The organism is Halomicrococcus pelagicus, assembly GCF_050954125.1.
This window is the reverse complement of sequence record NZ_JBPBWC010000001.1, coordinates 14025-39060: the sequence shown is the minus strand read 5'-3', so window position 1 is coordinate 39060 and position 25036 is coordinate 14025. Positions and strand designations below refer to the sequence as shown.

Genomic DNA, 25036 nt, shown 5'->3' with positions numbered 1-25036 from the left:
CGACCGCGCTACCCCACTCCGTCGCGAGCGACGGCGACGGCAGCGTCGTCGCCTCGACCGACCCCCGGTCAGCGAACGGGAACGCGCCAGGAGAGCGAGTGGTAGGTTTTTTGTCCCCTCGTCGTTCTATCAGATGCATGACGTTCCGGGACGACGACCGCGCCGTGACGGTGCAGGTCGGCACGGTGCTGCTGTTCGCCTCCCTCGTCGTGGCGATGTCGCTCTACCAGGCGACCGTCGTCCCGAACCAGAACCACGGCGTCGAGTTCCGCCACAACCAGGAGGTGAAAGGCGAACTGCTCGACCTGCGCAACGCCGTCGTCCGGACGGGCGCGACGGGGACCGGCCAGCCCGTGTCGGTGACCCTCGGCACCCGATACCCCCGGCGGACCTTCTTCGTCAACCCGCCGCCGACCTCCGGAACGCTGCGGACGACGCCGGCTCGAACCGTCACGGTCAGCAACGCCACCGCTCTGTCGAACGAGACCGCGGACTACTGGAACGGAACGAACCGCTCGTTTCTCACCCGGGGCCTCCTCTTCGAGCCGAACTACCACGAGTACGGCGACGCGCCGGTCACGGCGTACGAGAACACGGTCGTGTACGACCGGTTCGACTCGGCCACCGTCACCGCCACCGACCAGTCGCTCGTGCAGGGCCGCCGGATAACGCTCCTCGCGCTGAACGGCTCGCTGTCGCGCTCCGAGACCGGGACCGTAAGCCTCGACCCCCACGCCGTCAGTCCGTCGACGACGGTCACGCGGACGGTGAGCGTGCAGGCGACCGAGGGTGAGAATCTCACCGTCAGAGTGCCGACCGGCCTGAGCGAGTCGAAGTGGAAGAAACTGCTGGAAGACGAGCGAACGACCAACGGCGGCTACGTGGAGGACGTGAGCGTCGACGGCGGCGTGCTGACGCTGACGCTCCAGGGCGCGCGCGGTGACACGGTGACCTACGACCTCCGGATGGCGAAGGTGAGCGTCGGCAACACGGACGCCGAGACGAAGGCGACCTACATCACGGACGTTCGCGGCGGCGGGAGCGTCAGAGCCAGGGAGAGCACGACGCTCGTCGCCGAGGTCCGCGACCGGTTCAACAATCCCGTCAGCGGCGTCCGGGTGAACGTGAGCGGCGCGCCCGGAGGGACGATTCGACCCGCGAGAGCCTCGACGACGGACGAGAGCGGCCGCGCGGAGTTCGTCTACACCGGCCGGAAGCAGGGTGACCACGAGGTGACGCTGAGCGTCCGCGGCGGGGACCGCGACTACGAGAACGCGACGTTCGACGTGAGCGTCGAATCGCCTGGTAACTCGAATGGTAACGGTAGCGGGAGCGGGCCACCTGAAGAACCGGGGAACAGTTCGAATAATTCTCGCGCCAAGAGCGCATCCATTGCCCCCGGTTCGAACGACGACCGTAGGGAGTACCGATGGGATTTCGACCTCGGGGATGGAGACGGGACGACGACGTCACCGACCGTAGAAAAGCAGTACCGGTCTCCGCCTGAAGAAGCGAAAGTCATCGTGGTCAGAGCGAACGGCGAAACGGACGCCGCCCCAGCCACGTACGATTCCTCACCGACGGCGGACGTCGGACACTATCTCTCGCGCGTTTCGACAACCGTCGATAGTTCTATCGACAGTCCCTTATAGGACGTTGACGCTAATTGCGTGCAAGAATGACCGCCGTCGGCATCGACGCCATGGAGATATGGACAGGCAAGCTGAAACTCGACCTCGCCGAGACGTTCGCGGCGGAGAAGGGCGAGGACCCCGAGAAGTACACGAAGGGACTCGGACTGTTCGCCAGTTCGTTCCCGGACGCCCACGAGGACATCGTGACGATGGGCGCGAACGCGGCCCACCGGCTGATGGAGCGCAAGGGGCTGACGCCGGCCGACATCGGTCGCATCGACGTGGCCACCGAGTCGGCGTTCGACAACTCCAAGCCCGTCTCGACGTACATCGCGGGCTGTCTCGAACAGGTGTACGAGGAGGACTTCCACCACGCCAACAAGGGCGAGCGCAAGTTCGCCTGCATCGCCGGCACGCAGAGCCTGGACGACGCGTACAACTGGATTCGAGCGGGTCGGAACCGCGGTCGGTCGGCGCTGGTCGTCGCCACCGACACCGCGCTGTACGCTCGCGGCGACCCCGGCGAGGCGACCCAGGGCGCCGGCGCGGTCGCGATGCTCGTCACGGAGGACCCCGACCTCGTCGAACTGTCGACCGAGCAGGGCTACGGCAGCGCCGACGAGACGGACTTCCTGAAGCCCAACCAGCAGTTCCCCAGCGTCGACGGCAAGCGTTCGATGCAGGTGTACCTCGCCCGGATGCGCGAGGCGCTGGAGGACTTCGAGAGCGTCGCCGGCGACACGCACCCCGACGACTTCGCCTTTATCCCCTACCACACGCCGTTCCCCGGCATGGTCCGGAAGGCCGGCCTGCTCGGCTACCGCCACATGATTCGCTGCACCGAGGTGGAGGACGAACTCGCGGACGAGATCGGACGCCAGCCCCGCGAGGAGGAGTTCGACGACCGGGAGGCCTACGAGGAGGCCATCCGGGGGTACATGGACGACCTCAAGTCGACCGACCAGTACCGGGAGTGGTACGCCGAGGTCGTCGAGCCGACCCTCTCTATCTCCCGCGAGGTCGGAAACTGGTACACCGGGTCGGTCCACATCGCCCGCGCCGCCGCGCTCCAGTACGCCGCCGAGGAGGACCGCGACGTGACCGGCGACCGACTGCTCGTCGGCTCCTACGGCTCCGGCGCGCAGGCCGAGATTCACGCCGAGACGATTCAGGAGGGCTGGCGCGAGGAGGTCGACGCCCTGAACGTCGACGAACAGATTCGGAACCGCTACGACATCTCCTTCGAGGAGTACGAGCAGGTCCACGACCGCCACAACCACGACAAGTCCATCGAACTGGCGGCGTTCACGGAGCCCGACGGCGAGTTCGTCTTCGCCGGCCGCGGAGCGATGGACGAGCGAACGTACGACTACGTGGAGTAATCCGCGAACGCTGCCCGCTCTCGGCCCAAAGTATTTATTCTCTGACACCGCAGTCGCGGCCGTATGAACCCTGACTCCCCCGACGACAGCGGCTGCCCGAAGTGCGGGTACGCCAGCGCCTCCACGGACACCATCTCCACGACCGGCGGCGGTCTGAGCAAGATGTTCGACATTCAGACCAAGAAGTTCACCGTCGTCTCCTGCGACAACTGCGGGTACTCGGAGCTGTACCGCGACGTGCGGAATCGCGGCAGCGACGTGGTCGACGTCTTCTTCGGCTGACCCGGAGCTAACCGACGAACGTCCGGAGTACGTCCGCGACGACGTCGCCGGCCCGACGGACCTCGTCGACGGGCACGTACTCCCGCGGCGCGTGAGCGACCGCGCCGTCGTCGTCGGCGAGCACTCCTGGCCCGAACACGACGGTCGGCGCGACCTGCGCGAAGTACGACGCCTCCGTCGCCGCGCCGAACGGTCGCACCTCGCCGGCGCCGGCCTCGCGGAACGCCTCGACGACCCGCGCGTCCGCGGGCGTGTCGAACGCTTCGAGGAACGGCGTCTCGCGCTCGGCCAGCGACACGTCCACGTCGACGTCTCCGGGCGCGGCGGCCCGGAGGTGGTCCGCGAGCGCGTCCCTGAACCCGGTGGCGGTCTCCGGCGGGACGCTCCGGCGGTCCACGACGAACGACGCCTCGGCGGGCACCTGGTTCGTCGCCGCGCCTCCCTCGACCGTCGTCGGCGTCAGCGTGGCCGCGCCGAGGTCGGGATGGGGGTCGGGAGCCCCCGGTCGGTCGGCGAACGACTCGAGCGCGTCCAGCACCGGCGCGAGTCCGGCCACGGCGTTGACGCCCGCCTCGGGACTGGCGGCGTGTGCGTTCGCGCCCCGGAGCGTCACCGTCGCCTGGAACCGTCCCCGTGCGGCGTTGCAGACGTCCAGGCCGGTCGGCTCGCCGACGACGACCGCGTCGGGGGGACGCGACGTCGTCTCCTCGTCCGGTCCGCGCCCGAGACGGCCGAGGTCGAGCGCCGCCGCGCCGCGCGAGGACGTCTCCTCGTCCGGTGTGACGGCCAGCGACACGCGCCCGCGGTCGGGGGTCACCCCGAAGAACGCGGTCAGCAGCGCCGCCAGCGGTCCTTTCGCGTCGCAGGAGCCGCGTCCCTCGATGCGGTCGCCCTCCCGGGCGAAGGGAACGTGCGGCGGGACGGTGTCAACGTGCGTGTTCAGGACGACGTGCGGCCCCTCCCGGTCGGCCTCGCGCGCCGCGAGGACGTTCCCGGCGTCGTCGACGCCGGCCGGGGCGCCGGCGGATTCGAGCGTCTCGACGAGCAGCGACCGCATCTCGGTCACGTCCTCGTGGGAGGGCGTCCGGACGGCGCGTTCGAGGAACTCGACGGGGTCGAACGCCGTCATGCCGTCGAGTCGCGTCGCCGGGGTGCCGGCGGGTCTATCTCGCCCTCGAACTCCCGTTCGACGGGACCCGAGAGGGTCGCGCGACCGCCCTCGAACGCGACCCGGAGGTCGCCGCCCGGCGGCGAGACGGCCACGCTGTCGTCGTCGACCAGGCCGAGACGGCGGGCGACGGCCGCGATGGCGACCGCGCCGGTGCCACAGGAGTCGGTCTCGCCCTCGACGCCGCGCTCGAAGGTTCGCTGGCCGAATCCCGACGCGGTCCGCGACGCGAACGTCACGTTCGCACCGTCCGGGAAGCGGTCGTGGTTCCGGATGGCGGGCGCGTCGCGTTCGACGGGCACGTCGGCCACGTCGTCGACGAACGCGACGGCGTGGGGAACACCGGTGTTCACGGCGGTCACGGCGTAGTCGCCGACCTGCTCTTCGACCAGCGGCGCGTCCCCCGCGAGGGGAACGTCGCCGGGGGCGAACGACGGCGCTCCCATCTCGACGGCGACGCCGTCGTCCCGGACCGTCGCCGACCGCGTCCCTGCCAGCGTGTCGATCATCACCGCGTCGGCGTTCGCGCGCCGGGCGGCCCAGTGGGCGGCACAGCGCGCGCCGTTGCCGCACATCGCGGCCGTGCTCCCGTCGGGTTGCACGAGCGTCATGATGACCCGGGGCGGACGGTAGGCGCCTTCGAGCGCCAGGAAGAGGACGCCGTCGGCGCCGATGCCGCGCTGGCGGTCGCAGACCTCCCGGGCGAACGCGCCGCGGTCGGGGACCGGGAGCGACGCGTCCACGACGACGAAGTCGTTGCCGGTGCCGTGGTACTTCTCGAACTCGAGGCTCACAGCCAGTTCACCTCCCGTTCGCCGGCGACCACGTCGGCGGTCGTCTCGCGCTCCCGGACGACGGCCGAGCGGTCGCCGTCGACGACGACCGTCGCGGGCCGGGGCCGGGAGTTGTACTGGCTGGCCATCTCGTAGCCGTAGGCCCCGGCGTTGCCGACGGCGAGCACGTCGCCGCGTTCAGGGTCGGCCAGCGCGTGCTCGCCGAAGGTGTCCGCGCTCTCGCAGATGGGTCCCGTGACGGTCGCCTCGACGCGGCCGTCCGCGCTCCCGCCGCCGAGGGTCCGGACCTCGTGGCGGGCGTCGTACAGCGCAGGGCGCGCGAGCGTCGTCATCCCGGCGTCGACGCCGACGACGGTCGTCTCCGGCGTCTCCTTGACGGTGTTCACCCGAGCGAGGAGCACGCCGGCGTCGGCCACGAGGTAGCGACCCGGTTCGACGACGAGTTCGGCGTCGACGGGCCCGAGCGCCTCGCGCGTCGCATCGGCGACGGCCGCCAGGTCGAGCGGCGGGTCGTCGGGGGCGTAGGGGACGCCGAACCCGCCGCCCACGTCGACGAACTCCAGGTCGACCGGCGCGTCCCGGGCGAGGTCGCCCATCCGGGCGACGAGTTCGCGGTGGGCCGAGAGGTCGTCGCCGGAGATGCCGCTGCCGGCGTGGGCGTGGACGCCGACCACGTCGAAGGTCTCCGCCGCGTCCGCGAGCAGGTCGGCCGCGCGCTCGTCGGGGACGCCGAACTTCGCGTCCGCGCCGGTGCGGACCTTCTCATGGTGGCCCGCGCCGACGCCCGGGTTGACCCGCAGACAGAGCCGGCCGTCGTACCCGCGTTCGGCGAGGCGGTCGAGCGTGTCCTCCGCGCCCGCGGTTATCGTCAGTTCGGGGTGCTCCGCGGCGAGTTCGACGGCGCGGTCGAGGTCGCCGGCGGGCGGGTTGACGGCGGTGTAGTGGACGCGCTCGCCGGGGAAGCCGGCGTCGAGCGCGCGTTCGAGTTCGCCCGCCGAGGCGCACTCGACGCCGGCGCCTTCCGCTTCGAGCGTCTGCAGGACCGGGCGGGCGGTGTTGGCCTTCGCGGCGTAGTGGACCGCCGCGTCCGGGAACGCCGCCGCGAACCGCCGGTGGTTCCGCCGCACGCGGTCGAGGTCGAGGACGTACAGCGGCGTGCCGTGCTCGTCGGCGAGACCGGCGAGAGCGGCGTCGTCCCAGTCGGCGAGGCGTCGTACCGGCGGATTCTCGGCGTCCGCGGAGCGCGCGCTCGCGCCCGCGGCGTCGCCGGTCGCGTTCATCGCAGGGCCTCCTCGCGCTCGACTTCCGCGAGCGTGTCCTCCTGCACGTCGAGCGCGACGACCGCGGGCTTGTACGCGCCGCCGTCGAACAGGTCGTGGTCGCTCACGCCCGACTCGACGAACCGGGTGAATGCCCGGCGGTTCGGCGGGAGGTGGCCGTAGACGACCTCCTCCTCGACGAGGTCGTAGATGGGAATCCGCGGCGTCAGCAGCGTGTTCTCGCCGACCACGCTTCCCTCACCGACGACGAAGCCGGAGGTGACCCGACAACCCGCACCCAGGGACACGTCGTCCTCGACGACGACCGGGGCGCTCTCGACCGGTTCGAGGACGCCGCCCACGAGCGCGTTCGCGCCCAGCTTGACGTTCGAGCCGATCTGGGCGCAGGAGCCGACGGTGTCACAGGAGTCGACGAGCGTGCCGTCGCCGACGTACGCGCCGACGTTGACGAAGCTCGGGCTCATCACGATGCAGTCGCTGCCGACGTGGGCGCCGCGCCGGAGAACGGTCCCGTCCGGCGTGTTGCGGGTGTTCCGTCCCGGCAGGTCGTCGGTCCGGCGCAGCGGGAGCACGTCGTGGTAGGTGACGCCACCGTACTCCCGCGGGCGGGTCTCCCGGAGGCCGAAGGTCAGCAGGATGGCCTGCTTGACCCACTCGTTGGACTCCCACTCTCCGTTACGCTTCTCGGCGGCGCGGACCTCGCCGGATTCGAGCGCGTCGAGGACGGCGTCGAGCGTGACGTAGGCGTCCTCGGTCGCGCTGTCGGCGTCCAGGTCGCCGTCGTCGTAGCGCCGCCAGAGCTCCCGGACATCGCTCTCGAGGCTCATACGCCGACCACCTCCGAGAACTCGTACCGGCCGGGGTCGCGCCCGGCCAGCCAGTCCGCCGCGTCGAGCGCGCCCTCGGCGAACACCGCCCGGCTTCCCGCGCGGTGGGCGAGCCTGAGTTCCTCGTCGCCGCCGGCCAGGAGGACCTCGTGTTCGCCGCGGACGCCCCCGGCCCGGCGCGCGTGGACGCCTATCTCGCCCGGCTCGCGGGGGGCGTCGCCCTCGCGGCCGTGGACGCGTCGACCGTCGCCGTCCCGCGTCGACTCGATGCGGTCGACGACGGTCTTGGCGGTGCCGCTCGGCGCGTCGCGCTTGCCGTTGTGGTGGGTCTCGGTCACCTCCACATCGTACTCCGGGAGGTCGCCGACAGCGGCCTCGACGGCGTCTAACAGCGCCTGGACGCCGCGCGAGAAGTTACTCGCCCGCAGGACGGGAACGTGGTCGCTCGCGGCGTCGAGGGCGGATTCACCCCGGTCGTCGAACCCCGTCGTGCCGACGACGCAAGCGACGCCCGCTTCCGCACAGACCGCCACGTAGTTCTGGCTGCTCGACGGGCCGGAGAAGTCGACGAGCGCGTCGGGGTCGCGTTCGCGGAGTACGCGGCCGAACTCCCGGGCCGGTTCGATGGGGACCTGGGGGTCGGCGTCGCTCGCGTCCGCCTCCGGGTCGCGGTTCACGCCCGCGACGACGTCGACGTCCTCGCGGTCGCTCGCGGCATCCAGGACGGCGCGTCCCATCCGTCCCGTCGCGCCCGTGACGACGATTCGCGTCGGGGAAGCGTCGTCGCTCACGCCGATACCTCCGTTCGGTCGAGTTCGTCGAGTATGGCGGCCAGGTCGTCCCGGTGTTCGTCCGACAGCGGGGAGAGGGGCGAGCGCAGTTCGCCCGGGCCGTACCCGCGGAGTTCCATCGCGGCCTTCACCGGAATCGGGTTCGTCTCGACGAACAGTTCGCGGAACAGCGGTCCGAGTTCGCGGTGCAGTTCGCGCGCGCTCTCGAAGTCGCCGGAGAGCGCGTGCTCGACCATCTCGCAGGTGCGTTCCGGTTCGACGTTCGCCGCGACGCTGATGGCGCCCGTCGCGCCGACGGCGAGCATCGGGAGGGTGAGCGCGTCGTCGCCCGAGAGGACGGCGAACTCCTCGTCGGTCGTCCGCTCTATGACCTCGCCGATTCGACCGAAGTCGCCGCTGGCGGCCTTGTAGCCGACGACGTTCTCGTGGCTCGCCAGCGAGACGGCCGTCTCCACGTCGACGTTCCGCCCCGTGCGCGAGGGGACGTTGTAGAGTATCTGCGGGAGGTCGACCTCGTCCGCGACGGCGCGGTAGTGGGCCTCCATCCCGTCCGGTTCGGGCTTGTTGTAGTACGGCGAGATGAGCAGCAGGGCGTCGGCCCCGGCGTCGGCCGAGCGCCGCGCGAGTTCGAGCGCCTCGCGGGTCGCGTTGCTGCCGGCCCCGGCGACGACCGGGACGTCCACGACGTCGACGACGGCCTCGACGACCCGGACGTGTTCGTCGTGGCTCAGGGTCGCGCTCTCGCCGGTCGAGCCGACGGGCACGAGGCCGTCGACGCCGGCCGCTTCGAGGCGGCGGGCGTCGTCGCGAAGTTGTTCGTAGTCGATACTACCGTCACGGAAAGGTGTCGTCATCGCGGGGTAGACCCCACGGAGTGGTTCGTTCGTCATCGTTCGGTTTGGGGGGAAACGGTCGTCGCGCGGTGCAGAACGAGAACGGCCCGAGACGGGGACGCTACTCCCGCCGCGAACCTCAGGGCGCGCGTTTTGTCCGTTTCCCGACCGCGCTGTGGCTCTCCGCGAACGCGTCCGCGGCAGTGGCCACAGCAGGGTGCATGTTGGACTGGCACGCAGCGAGCGACTTAGCTCTTGCGTCGCTGGCAGGATTTGGCTCCGACGACCGTCGCGGACCGCACCGGTCGGTGACACCGCCGTCCCCGTCCGTCGGGCACCGGCGACCGTGGTCTCGAATCCGGCGAATCGGCGGTCTTATCACGCCGTCGTGACTACGTGAAGTCGATGCTCGTCCTCGGTGACGCTCACGCCGACGACCCCGAAAACCGTCGCGCGCTGCTCGCCGCCTACCGCCAGGCGGACGCGGACGTCGCTCTCCAGCTCGGCGACTTGCTACACTACGACCTCCCGATTCCGACGTGGTTCATCGCGGGCAACAACGAGGACTTCGACGTCGTCGCCGCACTCCGGAACGGCCTCGTCACCAACTCTCGCGTCGACAACGCTCACCTGCTGGCCAGTACCGCGGTCGACCTCCAGGGTATCCGGGTCGCCGGCCTCTCGGGCAACTTCGCGCCCACGAAGTACGACCGGCCCCGTGCGAACCTGGTCGGCGAACGCCGCCGTCACTTCACTCACGAGGACGTCCAGGCGGCGATGGACCTGACCGACGTCGACGTCCTGTTGACGCACGAGGCACCCCACGGGCTCCCCGTCGCCGAGGAGTACGACGTGGGCTGCTCGCACGTCGACGACTTGCTGAACGCGCTCGACCCCGAACTCTGTCTTGTCGGCCACCACCACGAGCACGCCGAGACGACGTTCGGCGGCACGCGCGTCGTCAGCCTCGCACCGGCGTGGGAGCGATACTACGCGCTCGACCCCGACACGCTCGCGCTGACCGACTACGAGACGCCGGACACGTGACCGTTCGCCCCAGCGTTTAACGGCGGTCCGGTCGTTGGGTCCCCATGCTCGTCCTGGGGGACGTCCACGCGAACGACCCCGAAAACCGTCGCGCGCTGGCGGCCGCCTACGCCGCGGCGGACGCGGACGCCGCCGTCCAGGTCGGCGACCTCCTCCGCTACGACCTCCCGATTCCGACGTGGTTCGTCGCGGGCAACAACGAGGACTTCGACGTCGTCGAAGTGCTCCGTCGAGGAGAGACCGTCGAGGACGCGCACAACGCCCACCTGCTGGCCAGCACCGCGGTCGACCTCCAGGGTATCCGGGTCGCCGGCCTCTCGGGCAACTTCGCGCCCACGAAGTACGACCAACCTCGCGACGACCTCTCGGGGGACCGGCGGCGTCACTTCGTCCGGGAGGACGTCGAGCGGGCGAAGCAACTCGACGACGTGGACGTGTTCCTGACCCACGAGGCGCCGCACGGGTTGCTGTACTACGGCTACGACCCGGGCTGTGAGCCCGTCGACGAGATTCTGGCGACCGTCGATCCGGAGCTCTGTCTGGTCGGCCACCACCACAGACACGCCGAGGCGACGGTTGGCGACACGCGCGTCGTCAGCCTCGCACCGGCGTGGGAGCGATACTACGCGCTCGACCCCGACACGCTCGCACTGTCGTGGTCGGACACTCCGGGGTCCTGACGGGTTGCGAGTGCGAATCCATTTACGCGAGTAGTTATCACACCAACTCATGACCGAGATTCATCCGAACCAGCGGGTGACGGTGCTGGCCGACGCTCAGAACCTCTATCACACGGCACAGAGCGTCTACAGCCGGAACATCGACTACTCGTCGCTCCTGAAGAAGGCCACGCAGGACCGCGAACTCACCCGGGCCATCGCCTACGTCATCCAGGCCGACAGCCCCGACGAGGAGAGCTTCTTCGACGCGCTCACCGACATCGGCTTCGAGACCAAAATCAAGGAGCTGAAAACGTTCGGCGACGGGACGAAGAAGGCGGACTGGGACGTCGGCATGTGCATCGACGCCGTCACGCTCGCGTCGCGGGCCGACACCATCGTCCTCTGCACCGGCGACGGCGACTTCGCACGACTCGTCACCCACCTGCGTCACGAGGGCGTCCGCGTCGAAGTGATGGGGTTCCAGGAGTCGTCGGCCGACGAACTGGTCGCTGCCTGCGACGAGTTCATCGACCTCAGCGAGCGCACCGAGACGTTCCTGCTGTAGCGACCGTCCCGTCCTACACCGGCCGGCCGTCTTCCGAGGTGCCGAACGCGAGGGCACCGCCGGCGAGTGCCAGCGTGGCGGCACCGGCGAGCACGTTCGTTACCAGTCCGCTCCCCATCGACGTGACGAGGAATATCATGACCGATCCGGCGATGAGCAGGGTGATTCCGACCATCTCTTTGGAGTTCATACCCCCGCTTGGACCTGAGGGCTAATAAATCGCTCCACACCCGCCATACACCAACATGGTATAGCATAGCAAGGATGGGTCGCCGTTCGAGAACGCGAAGGTTTTCACGCGCTGGCACCGAATCCCCGGCGATGATCGACGCCGACGACCTCGCCGACCTCCGGGTGACCGCGGACTACCAGTTCGGTGCCGGTGCGGGCGACGCGCTGTTCCCGCCGGACGACGACCTCTCCGTCCGGCGTTCGTCGTCCGGTCGGCCGAGCCAGGTGCTCGCGGAGGCGGGCCGGCTCGTGACCTACACGACGGATGGGCGGTTCACCCTCGGCGTCGCCGGCGGCCGTCGGCTCGCGGACGCCTTCGAATCGCCCGCCTGCCGGGTCGTCGTCGGCGACGAGAGCGAACCGTTCGTCCGCGACGGCAAGAACGTCTTCGCCAAGTTCGTCGCGGACGTGGACCCCGACGTGCGCCCGGACGACGAGGTGCTGGTGGTCCACGAGCGCGGCGACCTGCTCGCCGTCGGTCGGGCCGAACTCGACGCCGACGCCATGCTGGACTTCGAGACCGGGATGGCGGTGAAAGTGCGCGACGGCGCGGAGGAGTGACGCCCGCTCTCCCGGCGCGTTCCGGCCCGCTGGCGACCCGCGTCCGCCACGCTTATCTCTCCTCGTTCCGACGGTTCTCGTATGTTCGGAGGAGGCGGCGGGGGCATGAATCCCCGCAAGATGAAACAGATGATGAAGCAGATGGGCATCGACGTCGACGAGGTCGACGCCGAGGAGGTCGTCATCCGGACGGCCGACGGCGAAGAACTCGTCTTCGACGCGCCCGACGTGACCCGGATGGACGCCCGTGGTCAGCAGACCTACCAGATCGTCGGCGACGCCGAGACGCGCGAGGCGTCGACGGACGAGAGCACCGGTGCCATCGAGGAGAGCGACGACTCGGCGAGCGAGATTCCCGACGCCGACGTGGGGATCGTCGCCCAGCGCGCCGGAACGAGCGAGGACGAGGCGCGCGAGGCTCTCGAAGCGGAAGGCGGCGACCTGGCCGCGGCGGTCGAGCGTCTCGAGTGACGGTCCTTCTCGTCCACGGCGACCGGGAGTACCTGCGCGAGCCGGGCGAAGAGCTCCAGACGGACCTCGGCGTCCTCGACGTGCCGGAGGACGTCGAACCGGGCGACACGCTCGAAACCCATCTCGGCGAGGAGTTCACCGTCCGGCGGCTCCGCGGTCCGGACCTCTTCCATCACTTCGAGCGCACCGGCGCGCCGATGATGCCCCGCGACGTGGGGCTCATCGTCGGCGAGACGGGCGTCGCGGCCGGCGACCGCGTGCTCGACGCCGGCACCGGGACCGGCGTGCTCGCGGCCTACCTCGGTCGCATCGGTGCGGACGTGGTCACCTACGAGCAGGACGCCGAGTTCGCCGACGTGGCGCGCGACAACGTCGCGATGGCGAACGTCGCCGACGCCGTCGACGTCCGGAGCGGCGACGTGACCGAGCACTTCGACGACCTCTCGGGGTTCGACGTGCTCACGCTCGACACGCAGGACGCCCCCGCGGCGGTCGAGCGCGCGCCGGACCTGCTCGCCGACGGCGGGTCGCTCGGCGTCTACTCACCGTTCGTCGAGGACGCCCGCGCGGTCGCCGAGGCGGCCCGCGAGGCCGACCTGGCGAACGTGCGAACCAAGGAGACCATCCAGCGCGAGATGGACTTCGACGACCGCGGCACGCGCCCCTCGACCGCTGGCGTCGGTCACACCGGTTACCTGACGTTCGCGCGGAAGGTGTAGCGCGAGCGTCCACCGTCGCGCCGACCGCTTTCTCCTGCAGGAAGTAACGCTCAACTGTTCGTACGACCAAGCGCGAGCCATGGCGGAGTTTCGGAACACCGGACAACCGGACTGGGACTGGTGGGAGACGCTGTGGCCCGACCCGGAGGGCGTCCTCCGGAACCTGGGCCTCGAACCGGACGACAGGGTCGCCGAGGTCGGCTGCGGCGACGGCTACTTCGCGCTCCCGGCCGCCGAGACGGCCGAGGAAGTGTACGCGGTCGACCTGAACGAGGAGTTGCTCGCGGACCTCCGGTCGGCCGCCGAACGACGCGGCGTCGCGGTCGATGTCGCGACGATACCGGGCGACGCGGACGACCTTCCGGACCTGCTTCCCCGCCCGGCGACGTTCGCGCTGCTGGCGAACGTGTTACACGGCGTTCCGGAGCCGGCGTCGTTCCTGGACACCGTCGCGGAGTCGCTGACTGACCGGGGCCGCGTCGGGGTCGTCAACTGGCGCGACCGTCCGCGCGAGGAGACGACCGTCGACGGCGAGCCGCGGGGACCGCCCGCCGACCTCCGGATGCCCCCGACGGCGACCGAGCGAGCGCTCGCCGACGCCGGCTACGAGGTGGCGACCGTCGTCGACCTGCCGCCGTACCACTACGGCGTCGTCGCCGAACGGTAGTCCGTCGGTACCGCTACAAACCGCCGGGAGCGACGCGAGGCACGCTACGAGCCCCGCGGCGCGCGAACTGCGTCGCCGCGAGCGGCGCTCTCGCTCGCGGGAAACTCGACCGAAAACGCACCCGCGGGCGAGAGGCCCGAGGACACCCGACGAAGTAAGAAGGTCGAAGTCAGTGGTCGTCTTCGCGCCACTTGTGCTCGCACTCGGTACAGACGAAGAATCGCGTCTCGCTCTCGTCGGCGGCGCGAATCTGCTGCATGTACCAGTACGCGCGGTCGTTGCCGCACTCGGGACACTGGACCTCGGTGGTCGGCAGGCCGCTGTCCTCGCCGTCGCCCGTCTCGATGACTTCGCTGGCCTCCTGGTCCTGGGTCAGTACGTACTGCGCCTCGGGGTCTTTCGGCTTCTCGTAGCCGCAGCTCCCACAGACCCAGAGTCCGTCGTCGGCTTTCATCATGGAACCGCACTCGTCACAGAACTCCATCGTTGCCCCGGTCTAACTCCGCCGAGCATTTAAGAGGCGTGTTTCGTCCGACGCGACGGAACGAGGCGACGTCCGGCGCGGCGACCGCTCGCGTCTCCGCCCGTTATCCCTCGCCCTCGGACTGGTACGGTTCGCCGACCGCCTCGCGCGGGAGCGTGTTGTTAATCTCGTTCGCCAGGTCGTCCATCGAGTCGAACTCGTCGTCGTTGGCCCGAGAGACGAGGTCGCCGAGATTGCGTTCGCCGTCGGCGAGCTCCACGGTCACGTCGTCGAGTTCCCGCACCGCTTCGTCCTGACTCAACGGGTAGGACAGCTCTCCGAGCACGGCGTCGACGTGGCTCAGTTTGACAGTTCGTGCCATCGACTAGCGTACGCCGGGCGTCTCCTTAGCTGTTGTCGCGGCGCCTCATCGAACGCGGTCGAAGACGGTTCCCTCGCAGTTGCGGCACGTCCGGCGGTTGCGCCAGTAGGTCTTCCCGCAGCCCTGGCATCGCCACGTCGGCCGCAGGAAGTCGGGTGCGAGCTTCTCGACGAGTTTCATACCGGCGATACGGTCCGAGCGAATAAACGACGTTCGCCCCGCACACTTTAGCCGTCCGCCGTCGTTCTCCGGGAGCATGACCGACGCCGAGTTCGGCTACGTCACGCCCGAGACGCTCCCGCTGTTCACCGACCTCTACGAGCTGACGATGCTGCAGGGGTACCACGCGTCGGACCACGAACCGCGGGCGACGTTCAGCCTCTTCTTCCGGGACCTGCCGCCGGACCGGGGGTACGTCCTCGCGGCCGGACTGGAGCAGGCGGTCCGGTACGTCGAGACGCTGACGTTCGGCGACCGTGCGCTCGACTACCTCGCCGAGCGCGGGTTCGAGGACGACTTCCTCGACCGCCTCGCCGACTTCGAGTTCACGGGGGAGTTGCGCGCGCTCCCGGAGGGGACGCCCGTCTTCCCGGACGAACCGCTGCTGGAAGTGACCGCGCCCATCTTCGAGGCCCAGCTGTTCGAGACGCTGCTCATCAACCAGGTCGGCTTCCAGAGCCTCGTCGCGACGAAGGCCGCGCGGATGGCCGAGGCGGTCGACCGGCACGGCGACGACCAGTCGCTCGTCGAGTTCGGCTCGCGGCGCGCTCACGGCACCGACGCCGGAGTGAAGGCCGCGCGAGCGGCCTACGTCGGCGGATTCGACGGCACCTCGAACGTCGCGGCGGGCGAGGCGTTCGACCTCCCCGTCTACGGAACGATGGCCCACTCGTGGATCCAGAGCTTCCCCGACGAGCGCTCGTCGTTCGCGACCTTCGTCGAACAGTACGGCGACGACTCCGTCCTGCTGGTCGACACCTACGACACCGTGGCGGGTGCGAAGGTGGCGATGGAGGTGGCCGACGAGTACGACGCCGACGTCGGCGTGCGCCTCGACTCGGGCGACCTCGTCGCGCTCTCGAAGGAAGTCGAGGAGGTGGTCGGCGACGCTCCCATCTTCGTCTCCTCCGGGATGGACGAGTACGAGATAGCGGACTTCCTCCGGGACGACGGCGTCGCGAGCGGCTTCGGTCCCGGCACCGCCCTGGCGACGAGCGAGGACGCACCGTCGATGGACGCCGTCTACAAACTCGTCGCGGTCGAGCGCGACGGGGAGATGCGACCGAGTATGAAGCTCTCGGCGGGGAAGGTGACCTACCCGAACGCGAAGAGCGTCCGTCGCGTCGAGGGCGAGGACGGGTACGAGCGCGACGTGGTGGGGCTCCGCGAGGAGGCCGACGAACTGCCGGGCGAGGAGCAGCTGGTGACGGTGTTCGAGGACGGCGAGCGCGTCCGCGACCTGCCGGGGCTGGACGCCCTCCAGGACCGGGCGCGCGAGCGACGCCGGAAACTGCCGGCGGGCTGCCGAGACCTCCGCGACCCCGACGAGTATCCGGTCGAGGTCGGCGACGAACTGCGGGCACGAACCGACGACCTCGCCGCCGAACTGCGCGAGTGATGGCCGGGGAACGGCGCCAATCCGGAACGGGGGAGCGTCTCGCTGGACTGGTCATCTGGTTGCTCGCGGTCGCCGCCACCGCGGTCGCGCTCGACCTGCTAGGACTGCTCGCGGTGCCGGTCGGAACCGCTACCTGGCTGCTCGCGCTCGGCGGCGTGCTCACCGTCCTCGTCGAGTCGTTCCTCCGGTACTTCTCGGTCGGTCGGCTGTTCTGACCTACTCGAACAGCTCCCCGTGACGTCGCGAGAGGTCGGTGTACGCCCCGGAGGAGTACGTCTCGAAGGTCTCCTCGGGGTCGACCGTCGTCTCCTCCAGCGGCGTCACGCGGGCGGGCACGCCGCGCGCGAACGACTCCGACGGTATCTCGTACCCCTCCGGGACGACGGTGCCCGCGGCGACGATGCTGCGCTCGCCGACCGTCACGTCGGAGACGGTCGCGCCGAACCCGACGAGCGCACCGTCTTCGACCGCGGCGTCGTTGCACACCGCGCCGTGGCCGACCATCACGCGGTCGCCGACGTCGCTGGCGTGAAGGACGGCGTTGTCGCCGACGTGCGCCTCCGCGCCGACCCGGACCGGGGCGACGTCCCCCCGGAGCACCGCCCCGGGCCAGACGCTGGCGTCGGCCCCGACCGTCACGTCGCCGACCAGGGTCGCGTCGCGGGCGATGCGGGCGCTCTCGTTGACGGCGGGGTCACTCCCCTCGAAACCGTAGGTCGTCATGACGCGTACCGTCACGACGTCCAGCGCCGTGTAGGTTTCCCCGACTGCGACGCCGACACCGCGCGCTTATCCGGGAGACGCACGAAGCGAAAGTCATGGCGACAGAGGAGGGAACCTTCGAGTACAAGGCGACGTTCGGCGACGAGTTCGGACGGACCTACTTCCGGCGGTGCGACGACCTGGCGGTCTCCAGCGTCGGCCTCGGAACGTACCTCGGCGAGCCGACGGACGAGGTGGACGACGACTACCGCGAGGCCATCACGAAGGCGCTGGAGAGCGGCGTCAACGTCGTCGACACGGCCATCAACTACCGTTGCCAGCGCAGCGAGCGCGTCGTCGGCGAGGCGGTAGACGACGCAGACGTGGACCGGGACGCGGTGTTCGTCGCCACGAAGGGCGGCTTCCTCCCGTTCGACGGCGAGCGCCCGGAGGACCCCGGCGAGTACGTCCGCGAGGAGTTCGTCGAGCCCGGGCTCGTGGACCGCGACGATCTCGCGCGCGGCAGCCACTGCATCGCGCCCGAGTTCCTCGACGCGCAACTGGACCGGTCGCTGGAGAACCTCGGACTCGACGGCGTCGACCTGTACTACGTCCACAATCCCGAGACCCAGCTACAGGTGCGGTCCCGCGAGGCGGTGTACGACCAGTTAGAGGACGCGTTCACGCGACTCGAAGAGCGCGCGGCGGCGGGCGACCTCGACCGCTACGGCGTGGCGACCTGGACAGCGTTCCGCGTTCCGAAGGGCCACGACGACTACCTCTCGCTCCGGGAGGTGGCCTCGCGCGCACGCAAGGCGGCCAAGCGCGCCGAGAACACGGCGACCCACTTCCGGGCCGTCCAGTTGCCGTTCAACGTCCACATGGCCGACGCGTTCACCGTCGAGTCACAGGAGGGGCCGGAGGGCGACCAGAGCGCGCTGTGGTTCGCTCACGAGGCGGGCCTGAACGTGTTCACCAGCGCCAGCATCGGTCAGGGTGAACTCGCGAAGGGACTGCCCGAGGACGTGGCCGAGCGCCTGGCCGGCGACACGTCGGCCCAGCGCGCCATCAACTTCGCGCGGAGCGCGCCGGGGGTCACCTCGTCGCTGGTCGGCGCGAGCGACGTCGAGCACGTCCGGGAGAACGTCGGCGCCGGGCGGTTCGAGCCGATGGGCGCGAACGCCTTCGACGCCGTCTTCGAGTGATTACAGCTCCTTCCACTCGCCGTCGCACTCGGGACAGTACTTCACGGTGAACACCTCGTCCGGGTCGTTGTGCGTCTTCAGCGACTCCGCACACGACGTACAGGCCAGCCGCCCGTAGGTGTCTTTCTCTACCGCGCCCTCGCGTAGTGCGCTCCGGACAGAGTTCATAATCGTGTCATTCACTCTCGTATGACAAAAATCATCGGGCAACCACAACGCACCCGAAACGAGTTCTGTCGTACCTGTTACGTTGCGTCGGTCCCCTCGCGAGGCCGAAAGCGACCGGTCACCGACTCGCCCGTCGGGCGTCGGGAAGCGGCGACCGCTCGACACTGCCGGTACCGTCGGCGGCTACCGCCCGTCGCTACGCGGACCGGCGACGGCCGGAGTCCCCGCGTTTATTAATCGTCCGCGCCGTACGTTCAAGCATGCCCGCGACGCTCGAAGTTCGATGTACGAACGACGACTGCGAGATGGACATGTTCGAGATGCACTACACGTACGACATGCCGGACGACGTGGGCGTGACCGACTTCCAGTGCCCGTACTGTGGCGGGACCGACTGCCTCGAAGAGATCGAACTATGACGCTGCGCGAACTCGGCCGTTCGGTCGGCAACGCCGTCTTCCAGCGCGTCGGCCGCGCCGCGAGCAAGGTCCAGGAGACCCGCCCGCTCCCGGCGGACCTGCTCGAGAGCGACGACGCGTACCTCGTCGTCTTCGACGCCCCCGGCGCGACCGGCAGCGACGTCCAGGTCCGGTTCGCCGACGGCGCGGTGCTGGTCCGACTCGACCGGTTCCGGGAGTTCCACGAGGGCTTCGGGATGGTGTTCCCGGGTCGCGGGATGTCGCTCGACGGTCGCGTCGAACTGCCTCCCGACGGCGAGGTGGACGCGAACGCCGCGTCCGCGACGCTGACCGACTCCGGAACACTGGAGGTCCGCGTGCCGAAGGAAACCCAGAGCGCAGAAGCCTAGTCGCGGCGCCGCTCTTTCTACTCGACGGTCATCCCCTCGACGATGGCGAACTCCTCGTCGCCGTCGAAGCGGGTCGGGTCGAACGCCGGAATCCCGCCGTCGCCGAGCACGTCCGCGGCGACGGCCTCGCAGAGCGCCGGTGCGCGCATGAACCCGTGGCCCTGCCAGCCCGCGGCGACGTAGAGGCCGTCGCGGAGTTCGCCGAGCAGGGGGTCGCGGTCGGGCGTCGCAGTGCAGAGGCCGGCCCAGGCACGGTTCACGTCGGGGTCGACGTCGAATCGCTCGCGGAGTCGCTCGACCGTCGCCTCGCGGAACGCCGCATCGCCGTCGCGGTTGCAGTCGTCGGGGTCGCTCTCGACCTCTTCCGTCCCGTTGCCGGCCAGCAACCCCTCCGGGTGCGGCCGGCAGTAGTAGCCCGCGGTCGCGTCGTACAGCATGGGCACGTCGGCGTCGAACTCGCAGGTGAGCGCCTGCACGCGGTACGGCTTCAGGGCGACGGGAATCCCGGCGTCGGCGAGCACGCGCTTCGTGTGCGCGCCGGCCGCCACGACGACCGCGTCGAACGCGAGCATCTCGCCGTCGACCCGGACGCGGGGCGGGCCGGTTCGCACGGCGGCCTCGACGCCCGTCCGCACGTCCGCCCCGGCGTCGCGGGCCGCGTCGGCCATCGCGGTCGCGTACCGCCCGGGGTCGGTCCGACCGGCGTTGCGCGCGATAGCGGCGACGCCCACGTCCTCGACGGCGACGGCGGGATAGCGCTCGGCCAGGTCGGCGGGGTCGAGGAAGGCGACGTCGCGCCCCTCGTCTCGCATCCGCGGGACCTGCTCCCGGATGGCGTCGGCGCGGCGCTCGTCGCCCTCGCGGGCGAACCAGACGTACGGCGTCTCGACGAAGGTGAAGTCGCCGGTGCCCGAGAACGCGCGGAAGCGCTCGATGGCCCGGTCGCCGATGCGGGCGTCCTCCGGTGCGGCGAAGGCGTCGTACAGCACGCCGGCGGCGCGGCCCGTGCTCGCGCCGCCGACCTCCCCTTTCTCGAACAGCGTCACGTCGACGTCGCGGGCGGCGAGGTCGCGGGCCGCCGTCACGCCGACCGCGCCGCCGCCGACGACGGCGACCCTCATCGGTGCTCCGCCGGCCACAGCGCCGACGCGTCCCGCTCGGTCAGCCAGTCGACCAGCGCGGTCAGTTCCTCGCTCGCCCGGTCGAGCAGTTTCTCGCCGGCCTCGCGGGAGGCGTCCGTGGGCGTGCCGACCGCGCCGCTGTCCGAGAAGTCGGCGGTGTCGAAGCCGACGTTCGCACCGTGGACCGTCCGCCCCCACGAGTCGCTCGCGCCCGCCTCGGCCTCCGCCAGGGCCGCCTCCCGGACGAGGTCCTCGGCGACCGCCAGCACCATGCTCGACTCCACCGCGTCGGCGTGTCCCAGCGCGGTGTCGAACTCCGCTTCGACGAGGTCGTCCAGCCCCGCCCACCAGTTCCACGGCGCGGCGAACGCGACCTCCTCCCGGCGCAGTTCGCGGGCCGCACGCCGGAGCGCCTCGTCGTTGCCGCCGTGGCCGTTGACGACGACGGCCTTGCGGACGCCGTGGCTGGCGACGCTCGCCACGACGTCGCGGACGTACGCCTCGAACGTCTCCGGGTCGGTCCACAGCGTCCCGTCGAACTGTCGGTGATGTTCGCTCACCCCGACCGGAATCGTCGGCAGGACGACGCAGTCGTCGCGGTCCGCGGCGGTGCGTGCGACGGCCTCCGCGGCCAGGAAGTCGGTCCCGAGCGGGAGCGCCGGCCCGTGCTGTTCGACGCTCCCCGTCGGCAACAGCGCGACCTCGACGTCGGCGAACGCGTCGCTCGCCGTCGCGGTCGTGTGTTCGTGGAGCAGTGACATACGGGAGCGGTCGGAACGCCGGTACTTAGAACTGCGGTTCGGCCCGCTCGTCGGGCGAACGCCGGGGCGGCGTCGAACGCGAGTCGCGGGTCGGTCGAGCAAAGACTCGCCGGCCCGCCGAGGAACGACGTCCCGCGTTAGTCAAGGAACGACTCGATGCCGCGTGCGGGGTAGCCGACGACGAGGTCCGCACCGGCCGCCTTCAGGTCGCCGACCGTCTCGCCGACCTCCTCGGGGGTGCCGACCAGCGCGAAGTCGTCGCTCGCGGCGAGCAGCACCTCGCGGGCGCGACCCGTCGCGCTCGCATCGGTCGGTGCGCCCTCAGGGAGCGCCGACGCGACGGCGTTGCGCCGGGCGACGTACCCGCCGACCGCGTCGAGGACGGCGTCCTCGTCGTCGGTCAGCACCGTGGGCGCGTAAACCGCGACGGTGCCATCGAAGCCCGCGGCCCGGAGCCCGCGCAGGTCCCGCGTCGTCGACCTGGTGAGCAGTTCGAACTGCGTCGCGCCGGTCGCCATGGCGACGCGTTCGACGCTCTCGGTGCCGACCCAGGCGTCGGGCGCGTCGGCGAGCGCCGCTCCGAGGCGGGGCGCGACCGTTCGCTTGCGCTCGCGGTCGGTCAGGTACGCGGGGTGTCCCGCGACGAGCACCCGGCCGACGGACGCGGGCAGGCCGTCGAGGACGGCGTCGTCACCGAGGGGGTCGAACCCGTCCGCGCGGACGGGAATCGTCAACCGGACGTCCATCTCCTCGGCCAGCGTCTCCAGCGTGGCCTCGTCGGGGAGATGCTCGCGACCCTCGTAGTCGATAGTAATCGCGTCGAGCGGTAGCTCCGTCGCCCGACGGACGTCGCACTCTGCGGGCTTCAGCGCCGCGGCGTCGAGCCCCGTGCGTGCGACGGCGTCGCCACTGGTCAGCATCGGCACACACCTCGCATAATCAGAACTAGTCGTCTACGATTCGTGCGGAACGCGATCCATCGTCTGTGCGACCATGCACGCTTGGGTAGCCCGGGCCGCGTCAAAAGGCTGTCGGCACTGGCAACAGTTCTGTGGGAGCGTTCGGGCGCCGCCGGGACGAGGCGTCGTCGCTTTAAATGCTTTCCGCGACAAGGGACAGATACGAGGAAGTCTTCGTTCTCAGCCGTCCACGTTCTCGCCAGCGGGTCGTCCCTCCGAGTCTTCGGGCCCGTCCGACCGCTCGCCGAGGCTCGGCAGGTTCGGGTCCCGGTGGGGGTTTCGGCCGTAGACGGCGTCTTCGATGCCCTGTTCGTCGACCTGCTCTTTGAGCGTGCGCCGGAGTCGGTTGAGGCTCGTCACGTCGAGGCCGTGTTTCTTCGCGAGTTCGGTGAACCGGTCGTCGTCCGTGATGGAGTGGAACTGGTCGTAGAGCTCCGTCAGGCGCTCGGGAGGTAGTTCGCCTATCCACTCCTGGTCGTGCAGTCCGAGGTAGTGCTCGCGCTCGCGGTCGACGACGTGGCGGATGACGACGAGCGCGACGGTCGGGATGGCGCGCTGGCTGCCGAAGGCGGTCAGGTCGAGGTCCGCCATGATGCCGATGACGCAGTCGCGCTGCCACGGGGTCAGCGACAGGTCGTTGCAGAGCGCGTGGCTGATTCGCACCTTGTCGAGGCGGTGGACGCGCTTGCTGTGGCCGGCCATCGCCGAGTGGCGTTCCTCGTGCAGTCGCCGGACGTCCTCGGAGAGGTCCGCGTCGGGCGAACTGGCCCGCCCGATGAGGGTCGCGCTCGGCGTGACCGGTCCCCAGCGTCGCACCGTCTCGTCGCGCTGGAGGTCGGCGCGACTGACAGCGCTGTCGCCGGGTCGCTGGCTGAGCGGGCGGTCGGACGCTCCACGGTCGTCCGCACGCAGCCCGTCGCTCTCGAAACGGGGGTCGGAGCCGGCAGTCATCGTCCCCCGGTACTCGCCCCGGACAGTTGAAAGATGCGTCTCGCGAAAGAACGGTGACAGGAAAGCGCGGAGACGCGTTCCGCGGTCCGAAAAACCTCCTCGTATCTATCCCTTGTCGCGGGAAGTACTTAAAACGACGACGCCCCATCCCGGCGGACCACTGCAATCAGGTCCGCTCTCCGGGGCCGAACGACCGAACCGGAGACGGCTTCCGTGCAGCGGGCAGGGTCGCTTCCGCGCGGCGACCGTGAGCCACCCGGAAGGTTCCGCGGCGGTTCGCTCGAACGGAGGCACGGGCACTCAGGTGCCGGGGTCCTCGCTCGCCAGGAGGCCGGTCGCCATCAGTCGCCGCACGATGACCACCAGGCCGTTGCTGAACCCGCGGCCGAACACCGCCTGCTCTTTCCCGCTGATCGGGTCGACGGAACTCACGAAGATAGTCTCGCGGTCGACCATGAGCAGTCGGCCGATCGCCGTGTCTTCGTCTCTGGCGGAGCCCCCGTAGCCGTCGCTGGGGGATCCGAGCCAGTTGAGTTCCGAGAGGAACACCTTGGCCTCGAGTCGCCGATCGATCTCCTCTCGCACCGAGTCGGCGAGCGTACCGACGATGAGCGAGACGTCCCTGTCGGCCGCGTCGTCGAGACTCTCGTAGAGTTCCTCGGAGAGGACCGCATCGGTGCCGAGGATGAGGACTACCTCGTCGTCGGCCTCTCCGATCAGCTGCTGGGTCCGATTCGCGATGGCGTCGCTCCCGGACAGCGACCAGACTTCGTGGACCGTGTCCGAGTCGTCGGTCGTCGATTGCTCCAGACCCTCGACGGCGTCCTGGAGTTCGTCGAACCGTGATTCGTACTGTTGACGGAGCGTCGCGATTGCCTCGTCTATCGAGACGGCGCGGAAGTACTGGGGGCTCGAATGTTGCACTTCGACCAGTCCGCGCGCTTCGAGGACGCGCGTCGCATCGTAGACACGCGTGCGAGGGACGTCGGACTGTTCGCTGATCTGTTTCGCGGTCCCCTTCGGAAGCCGGGAGAGAACCACGAAACACTTCGCTTCGTACTCCTTTAATCCAAGTTGCTGTAGCAGGTCGACAGCGTGTTCATATTGTTCGTTTGATGTCATGTGTCCCAACCACTCTCCGGGTGATCCCGGATATACACTACTCGTTCGCTCGCTGCATACAAGCCACTGACGCTCCTCGCGCACGACGAACACACCGCACAATCACGAGAGGCGACGAACTGGAGTTTCGGCGTCGCTACGGTGCGCTACGCTGGATACGTCGTACAGAGCCAGTGGCCGTCGGAGCGCTGGTAGCAGGCGTGCTATCCGTCGAGGGCTCCTCGCTCGGTCGACGCCGTCGGTCCGGAGCGTCGTCAGCCGTCGGGAACATCGCTGTCCTCGTCCCGTAGCAGTCGTAGTTGAGCTTCGAGGGCGTCGAACTGGGGACCTCTGGTGACCGTGTTCGTCTCACGGTTCCACTCGATTACGTCGTTGTCCGCGAGGTTCGGGAGATGACAGTGTTCGAGTTCGAGTTTGCGCGGGTCCGAATACGTCGCGTCGATGTCGAGACCGCCGTCACCGTCCTGGGCAATGCCGGCAGCCGTTTCGCGATCCACGAGTTCGAGCAGTACGTGCCGTCGCTGACTCCTCCCAAGCAGTCGAAAAATGGTGCTGGTGTCCATCGTCGCTTCGAGAGTGGGTCCGGAGCTGCATCAACATCCATCTTTTTTACCCAGGTACTCTGTTTTGATGAAGCGAGTAACAGGAGTTGAGAGCCGCTCCTCGCGTTGAACCGTGGTCAGTTCGAGAGGCAACGATAGTACGAAATCCGACAGTTACGGTCGGAATCTTCCCTCGGAGGAGAACTGCCCGAGATTCTGTCACTCACTTAATCACAAAAGCTTCTTGCCTACGCCAGTCCGAGATACAGATGGCACGCAGCGCGGTAGTGTCCCAACCACTCGCCACTGCGTGCCAGCCC

The 25036-nt window shown here is 69.6% G+C and carries 33 protein-coding genes; 15 read left to right on the top strand and 18 right to left on the bottom strand.

Translation table 11 applies throughout. The annotated features are described in order from the left end of the window. The first annotated feature begins 137 nt into the window (after window positions 1–137). The 3 genes from ACRYA2_RS00240 to ACRYA2_RS00230 all read left to right on the top strand — a co-directional run bounded on the left by ACRYA2_RS00240 (window position 138) and on the right by ACRYA2_RS00230 (window position 3298). Window positions 138–1652 (top strand): Ig-like domain-containing protein, encoded by a 1515-nt coding sequence (locus tag ACRYA2_RS00240; protein ID WP_433623086.1) that lies wholly within the window; start codon window positions 138–140, stop codon window positions 1650–1652. Between the two features lie 26 nt (window positions 1653–1678). Beyond that, window positions 1679–3016, top strand: a complete 1338-nt coding sequence (gene hmgB, locus ACRYA2_RS00235; RefSeq protein WP_433623084.1) for a hydroxymethylglutaryl-CoA synthase — start codon at window positions 1679–1681, stop codon at window positions 3014–3016. Between the two features lie 63 nt (window positions 3017–3079). Further along, window positions 3080–3298: a zinc ribbon domain-containing protein gene (locus tag ACRYA2_RS00230; protein WP_433623082.1), complete on the top strand. Its 219-nt coding sequence runs from the start codon at window positions 3080–3082 to the stop codon at window positions 3296–3298. Window positions 3299–3305: 7 nt separating this feature from the next. On the opposite strand, the gene ACRYA2_RS00225 is transcribed toward ACRYA2_RS00230, so the two are convergent. From ACRYA2_RS00225 to dapA, 6 genes are read right to left on the bottom strand one after another with little or no spacing between them, the layout of a single operon-like run. Beyond that, window positions 3306–4427: a M20 family metallopeptidase gene (locus ACRYA2_RS00225; protein WP_433623080.1), complete on the bottom strand. Its 1122-nt coding sequence runs from the start codon at window positions 4425–4427 to the stop codon at window positions 3306–3308. After that, window positions 4424–5260, bottom strand: coding sequence for a diaminopimelate epimerase (gene dapF / locus ACRYA2_RS00220; RefSeq protein WP_433623078.1), 837 nt, complete (start codon window positions 5258–5260; stop codon window positions 4424–4426). The genes ACRYA2_RS00225 and dapF overlap by 4 nt, the downstream gene beginning before the upstream one ends. Then, on the bottom strand, window positions 5257–6540 hold the full coding sequence (gene lysA / locus ACRYA2_RS00215) for a diaminopimelate decarboxylase (protein ID WP_433623076.1): 1284 nt from the start codon (window positions 6538–6540) through the stop codon (window positions 5257–5259). Before lysA ends, dapF begins: the two co-directional genes overlap by 4 nt. Continuing rightward, on the bottom strand, window positions 6537–7367 hold the full coding sequence (locus ACRYA2_RS00210) for a 2,3,4,5-tetrahydropyridine-2,6-dicarboxylate N-succinyltransferase (protein ID WP_433623074.1): 831 nt from the start codon (window positions 7365–7367) through the stop codon (window positions 6537–6539). Before ACRYA2_RS00210 ends, lysA begins: the two co-directional genes overlap by 4 nt. Then, entirely contained in the window at window positions 7364–8104 is a 741-nt protein-coding gene (dapB, locus tag ACRYA2_RS00205; RefSeq protein ID WP_433624692.1) for a 4-hydroxy-tetrahydrodipicolinate reductase, read from the bottom strand. The genes ACRYA2_RS00210 and dapB overlap by 4 nt, the downstream gene beginning before the upstream one ends. Before the next feature lie 50 nt (window positions 8105–8154). Continuing rightward, window positions 8155–9048, bottom strand: a complete 894-nt coding sequence (dapA, locus tag ACRYA2_RS00200; RefSeq protein ID WP_433623072.1) for a 4-hydroxy-tetrahydrodipicolinate synthase — start codon at window positions 9046–9048, stop codon at window positions 8155–8157. Between the two features lie 348 nt (window positions 9049–9396). On the opposite strand from dapA, the gene ACRYA2_RS00195 reads away from it, so the two are divergent. From ACRYA2_RS00195 to ACRYA2_RS00185, 3 genes are read left to right on the top strand one after another with little or no spacing between them, the layout of a single operon-like run. Next, entirely contained in the window at window positions 9397–10038 is a 642-nt protein-coding gene (locus ACRYA2_RS00195; RefSeq protein ID WP_433623070.1) for a metallophosphoesterase family protein, read from the top strand. 44 nt (window positions 10039–10082) lie between these two features. Beyond that, a complete protein-coding gene (locus ACRYA2_RS00190; protein WP_433623068.1) occupies window positions 10083–10718 on the top strand; it encodes a metallophosphoesterase family protein in 636 nt (211 codons plus the stop codon). A gap of 49 nt (window positions 10719–10767) precedes the next feature. After that, window positions 10768–11265: a LabA-like NYN domain-containing protein gene (locus ACRYA2_RS00185; protein ID WP_113275098.1), complete on the top strand. Its 498-nt coding sequence runs from the start codon at window positions 10768–10770 to the stop codon at window positions 11263–11265. Between the two features lie 13 nt (window positions 11266–11278). Here the strand turns inward: ACRYA2_RS00185 and ACRYA2_RS00180 are convergent, their stop codons facing one another. Further along, a complete protein-coding gene (locus ACRYA2_RS00180) occupies window positions 11279–11455 on the bottom strand; it encodes a hypothetical protein (RefSeq protein ID WP_433623066.1) in 177 nt (58 codons plus the stop codon). Between the two features lie 131 nt (window positions 11456–11586). On the opposite strand from ACRYA2_RS00180, the gene ACRYA2_RS00175 reads away from it, so the two are divergent. From ACRYA2_RS00175 to ACRYA2_RS00160, 4 genes are all read left to right on the top strand, one after another. Next, window positions 11587–12057 carry a PUA domain-containing protein gene (locus ACRYA2_RS00175; RefSeq protein WP_433623064.1) on the top strand — a complete coding sequence of 157 codons (471 nt, stop codon included), beginning with the start codon at window positions 11587–11589 and terminating at the stop codon, window positions 12055–12057. Between the two features lie 81 nt (window positions 12058–12138). Further along, the gene (locus ACRYA2_RS00170) at window positions 12139–12528 is read left to right on the top strand and encodes a nascent polypeptide-associated complex protein (protein WP_433623062.1); all 390 of its coding nucleotides are present in this window, start codon (window positions 12139–12141) and stop codon (window positions 12526–12528) included. Then, window positions 12525–13247, top strand: coding sequence for a methyltransferase domain-containing protein (locus ACRYA2_RS00165; RefSeq protein WP_433623060.1), 723 nt, complete (start codon window positions 12525–12527; stop codon window positions 13245–13247). The genes ACRYA2_RS00170 and ACRYA2_RS00165 overlap by 4 nt, the downstream gene beginning before the upstream one ends. A 79-nt stretch (window positions 13248–13326) precedes the next feature. After that, a complete protein-coding gene (locus ACRYA2_RS00160) occupies window positions 13327–13914 on the top strand; it encodes a class I SAM-dependent methyltransferase (protein WP_433623058.1) in 588 nt (195 codons plus the stop codon). A 169-nt stretch (window positions 13915–14083) separates the two neighbouring features. Here the strand turns inward: ACRYA2_RS00160 and ACRYA2_RS00155 are convergent, their stop codons facing one another. The 3 genes from ACRYA2_RS00155 to ACRYA2_RS00145 form a co-directional block, all read right to left on the bottom strand. After that, complete coding sequence (locus tag ACRYA2_RS00155) at window positions 14084–14398, bottom strand: transcription factor S (protein WP_113275093.1); 315 nt, start codon at window positions 14396–14398, stop codon at window positions 14084–14086. Window positions 14399–14501: 103 nt separating this feature from the next. Then, complete coding sequence (locus ACRYA2_RS00150) at window positions 14502–14759, bottom strand: DUF5789 family protein (RefSeq protein WP_433623055.1); 258 nt, start codon at window positions 14757–14759, stop codon at window positions 14502–14504. Between the two features lie 45 nt (window positions 14760–14804). Next, window positions 14805–14939, bottom strand: a complete 135-nt coding sequence (locus ACRYA2_RS00145) for a hypothetical protein (protein ID WP_433623053.1) — start codon at window positions 14937–14939, stop codon at window positions 14805–14807. Window positions 14940–15015: 76 nt separating this feature from the next. Here ACRYA2_RS00145 and ACRYA2_RS00140 point away from each other — a divergent pair, with 76 nt between their 5' ends. Both ACRYA2_RS00140 and ACRYA2_RS00135 read left to right on the top strand, forming a co-directional pair. Continuing rightward, the gene (locus tag ACRYA2_RS00140) at window positions 15016–16377 is read left to right on the top strand and encodes a nicotinate phosphoribosyltransferase (RefSeq protein WP_433623051.1); all 1362 of its coding nucleotides are present in this window, start codon (window positions 15016–15018) and stop codon (window positions 16375–16377) included. Continuing rightward, on the top strand, window positions 16377–16592 hold the full coding sequence (locus tag ACRYA2_RS00135; protein WP_433623049.1) for a hypothetical protein: 216 nt from the start codon (window positions 16377–16379) through the stop codon (window positions 16590–16592). Before ACRYA2_RS00140 ends, ACRYA2_RS00135 begins: the two co-directional genes overlap by 1 nt. Window position 16593: 1 nt before the next feature. Here the strand turns inward: ACRYA2_RS00135 and ACRYA2_RS00130 are convergent, their stop codons facing one another. Next, window positions 16594–17100: a gamma carbonic anhydrase family protein gene (locus tag ACRYA2_RS00130; RefSeq protein ID WP_433623047.1), complete on the bottom strand. Its 507-nt coding sequence runs from the start codon at window positions 17098–17100 to the stop codon at window positions 16594–16596. Between the two features lie 95 nt (window positions 17101–17195). Here ACRYA2_RS00130 and ACRYA2_RS00125 point away from each other — a divergent pair, with 95 nt between their 5' ends. Then, on the top strand, window positions 17196–18284 hold the full coding sequence (locus ACRYA2_RS00125; RefSeq protein WP_433623045.1) for an aldo/keto reductase: 1089 nt from the start codon (window positions 17196–17198) through the stop codon (window positions 18282–18284). Here the strand turns inward: ACRYA2_RS00125 and ACRYA2_RS00120 are convergent, their stop codons facing one another. Continuing rightward, window positions 18285–18452 carry an HVO_0758 family zinc finger protein gene (locus ACRYA2_RS00120; RefSeq protein WP_433623043.1) on the bottom strand — a complete coding sequence of 56 codons (168 nt, stop codon included), beginning with the start codon at window positions 18450–18452 and terminating at the stop codon, window positions 18285–18287. Window positions 18453–18712: 260 nt separating this feature from the next. Between ACRYA2_RS00120 and ACRYA2_RS00115 the strand changes: the two genes are divergently transcribed. Both ACRYA2_RS00115 and ACRYA2_RS00110 read left to right on the top strand, forming a co-directional pair. Next, window positions 18713–18871, top strand: a complete 159-nt coding sequence (locus tag ACRYA2_RS00115) for a DUF7559 family protein (RefSeq protein ID WP_433623041.1) — start codon at window positions 18713–18715, stop codon at window positions 18869–18871. After that, window positions 18868–19260: an Hsp20/alpha crystallin family protein gene (locus ACRYA2_RS00110; protein WP_433623039.1), complete on the top strand. Its 393-nt coding sequence runs from the start codon at window positions 18868–18870 to the stop codon at window positions 19258–19260. Before ACRYA2_RS00115 ends, ACRYA2_RS00110 begins: the two co-directional genes overlap by 4 nt. Window positions 19261–19277: 17 nt before the next feature. On the opposite strand, the gene ACRYA2_RS00105 is transcribed toward ACRYA2_RS00110, so the two are convergent. The 6 genes from ACRYA2_RS00105 to ACRYA2_RS00080 form a co-directional block, all read right to left on the bottom strand. Further along, complete coding sequence (locus tag ACRYA2_RS00105; protein ID WP_433623037.1) at window positions 19278–20381, bottom strand: NAD(P)/FAD-dependent oxidoreductase; 1104 nt, start codon at window positions 20379–20381, stop codon at window positions 19278–19280. Then, window positions 20378–21142 carry a creatininase family protein gene (locus ACRYA2_RS00100; RefSeq protein ID WP_433623035.1) on the bottom strand — a complete coding sequence of 255 codons (765 nt, stop codon included), beginning with the start codon at window positions 21140–21142 and terminating at the stop codon, window positions 20378–20380. Before ACRYA2_RS00100 ends, ACRYA2_RS00105 begins: the two co-directional genes overlap by 4 nt. A 137-nt stretch (window positions 21143–21279) precedes the next feature. Beyond that, window positions 21280–22062: a DUF7388 family protein gene (locus ACRYA2_RS00095; RefSeq protein ID WP_433623033.1), complete on the bottom strand. Its 783-nt coding sequence runs from the start codon at window positions 22060–22062 to the stop codon at window positions 21280–21282. Window positions 22063–22281: 219 nt separating this feature from the next. Beyond that, window positions 22282–23052 (bottom strand): DNA-directed RNA polymerase subunit epsilon, encoded by a 771-nt coding sequence (locus ACRYA2_RS00090; protein ID WP_433623031.1) that lies wholly within the window; start codon window positions 23050–23052, stop codon window positions 22282–22284. A 300-nt stretch (window positions 23053–23352) separates the two neighbouring features. After that, window positions 23353–24174: a TrmB family transcriptional regulator gene (locus ACRYA2_RS00085; RefSeq protein WP_433623029.1), complete on the bottom strand. Its 822-nt coding sequence runs from the start codon at window positions 24172–24174 to the stop codon at window positions 23353–23355. 254 nt (window positions 24175–24428) lie between these two features. Next, complete coding sequence (locus tag ACRYA2_RS00080) at window positions 24429–24737, bottom strand: DUF7344 domain-containing protein (RefSeq protein ID WP_433623027.1); 309 nt, start codon at window positions 24735–24737, stop codon at window positions 24429–24431. Window positions 24738–25036: the final 299 nt, after the last annotated feature.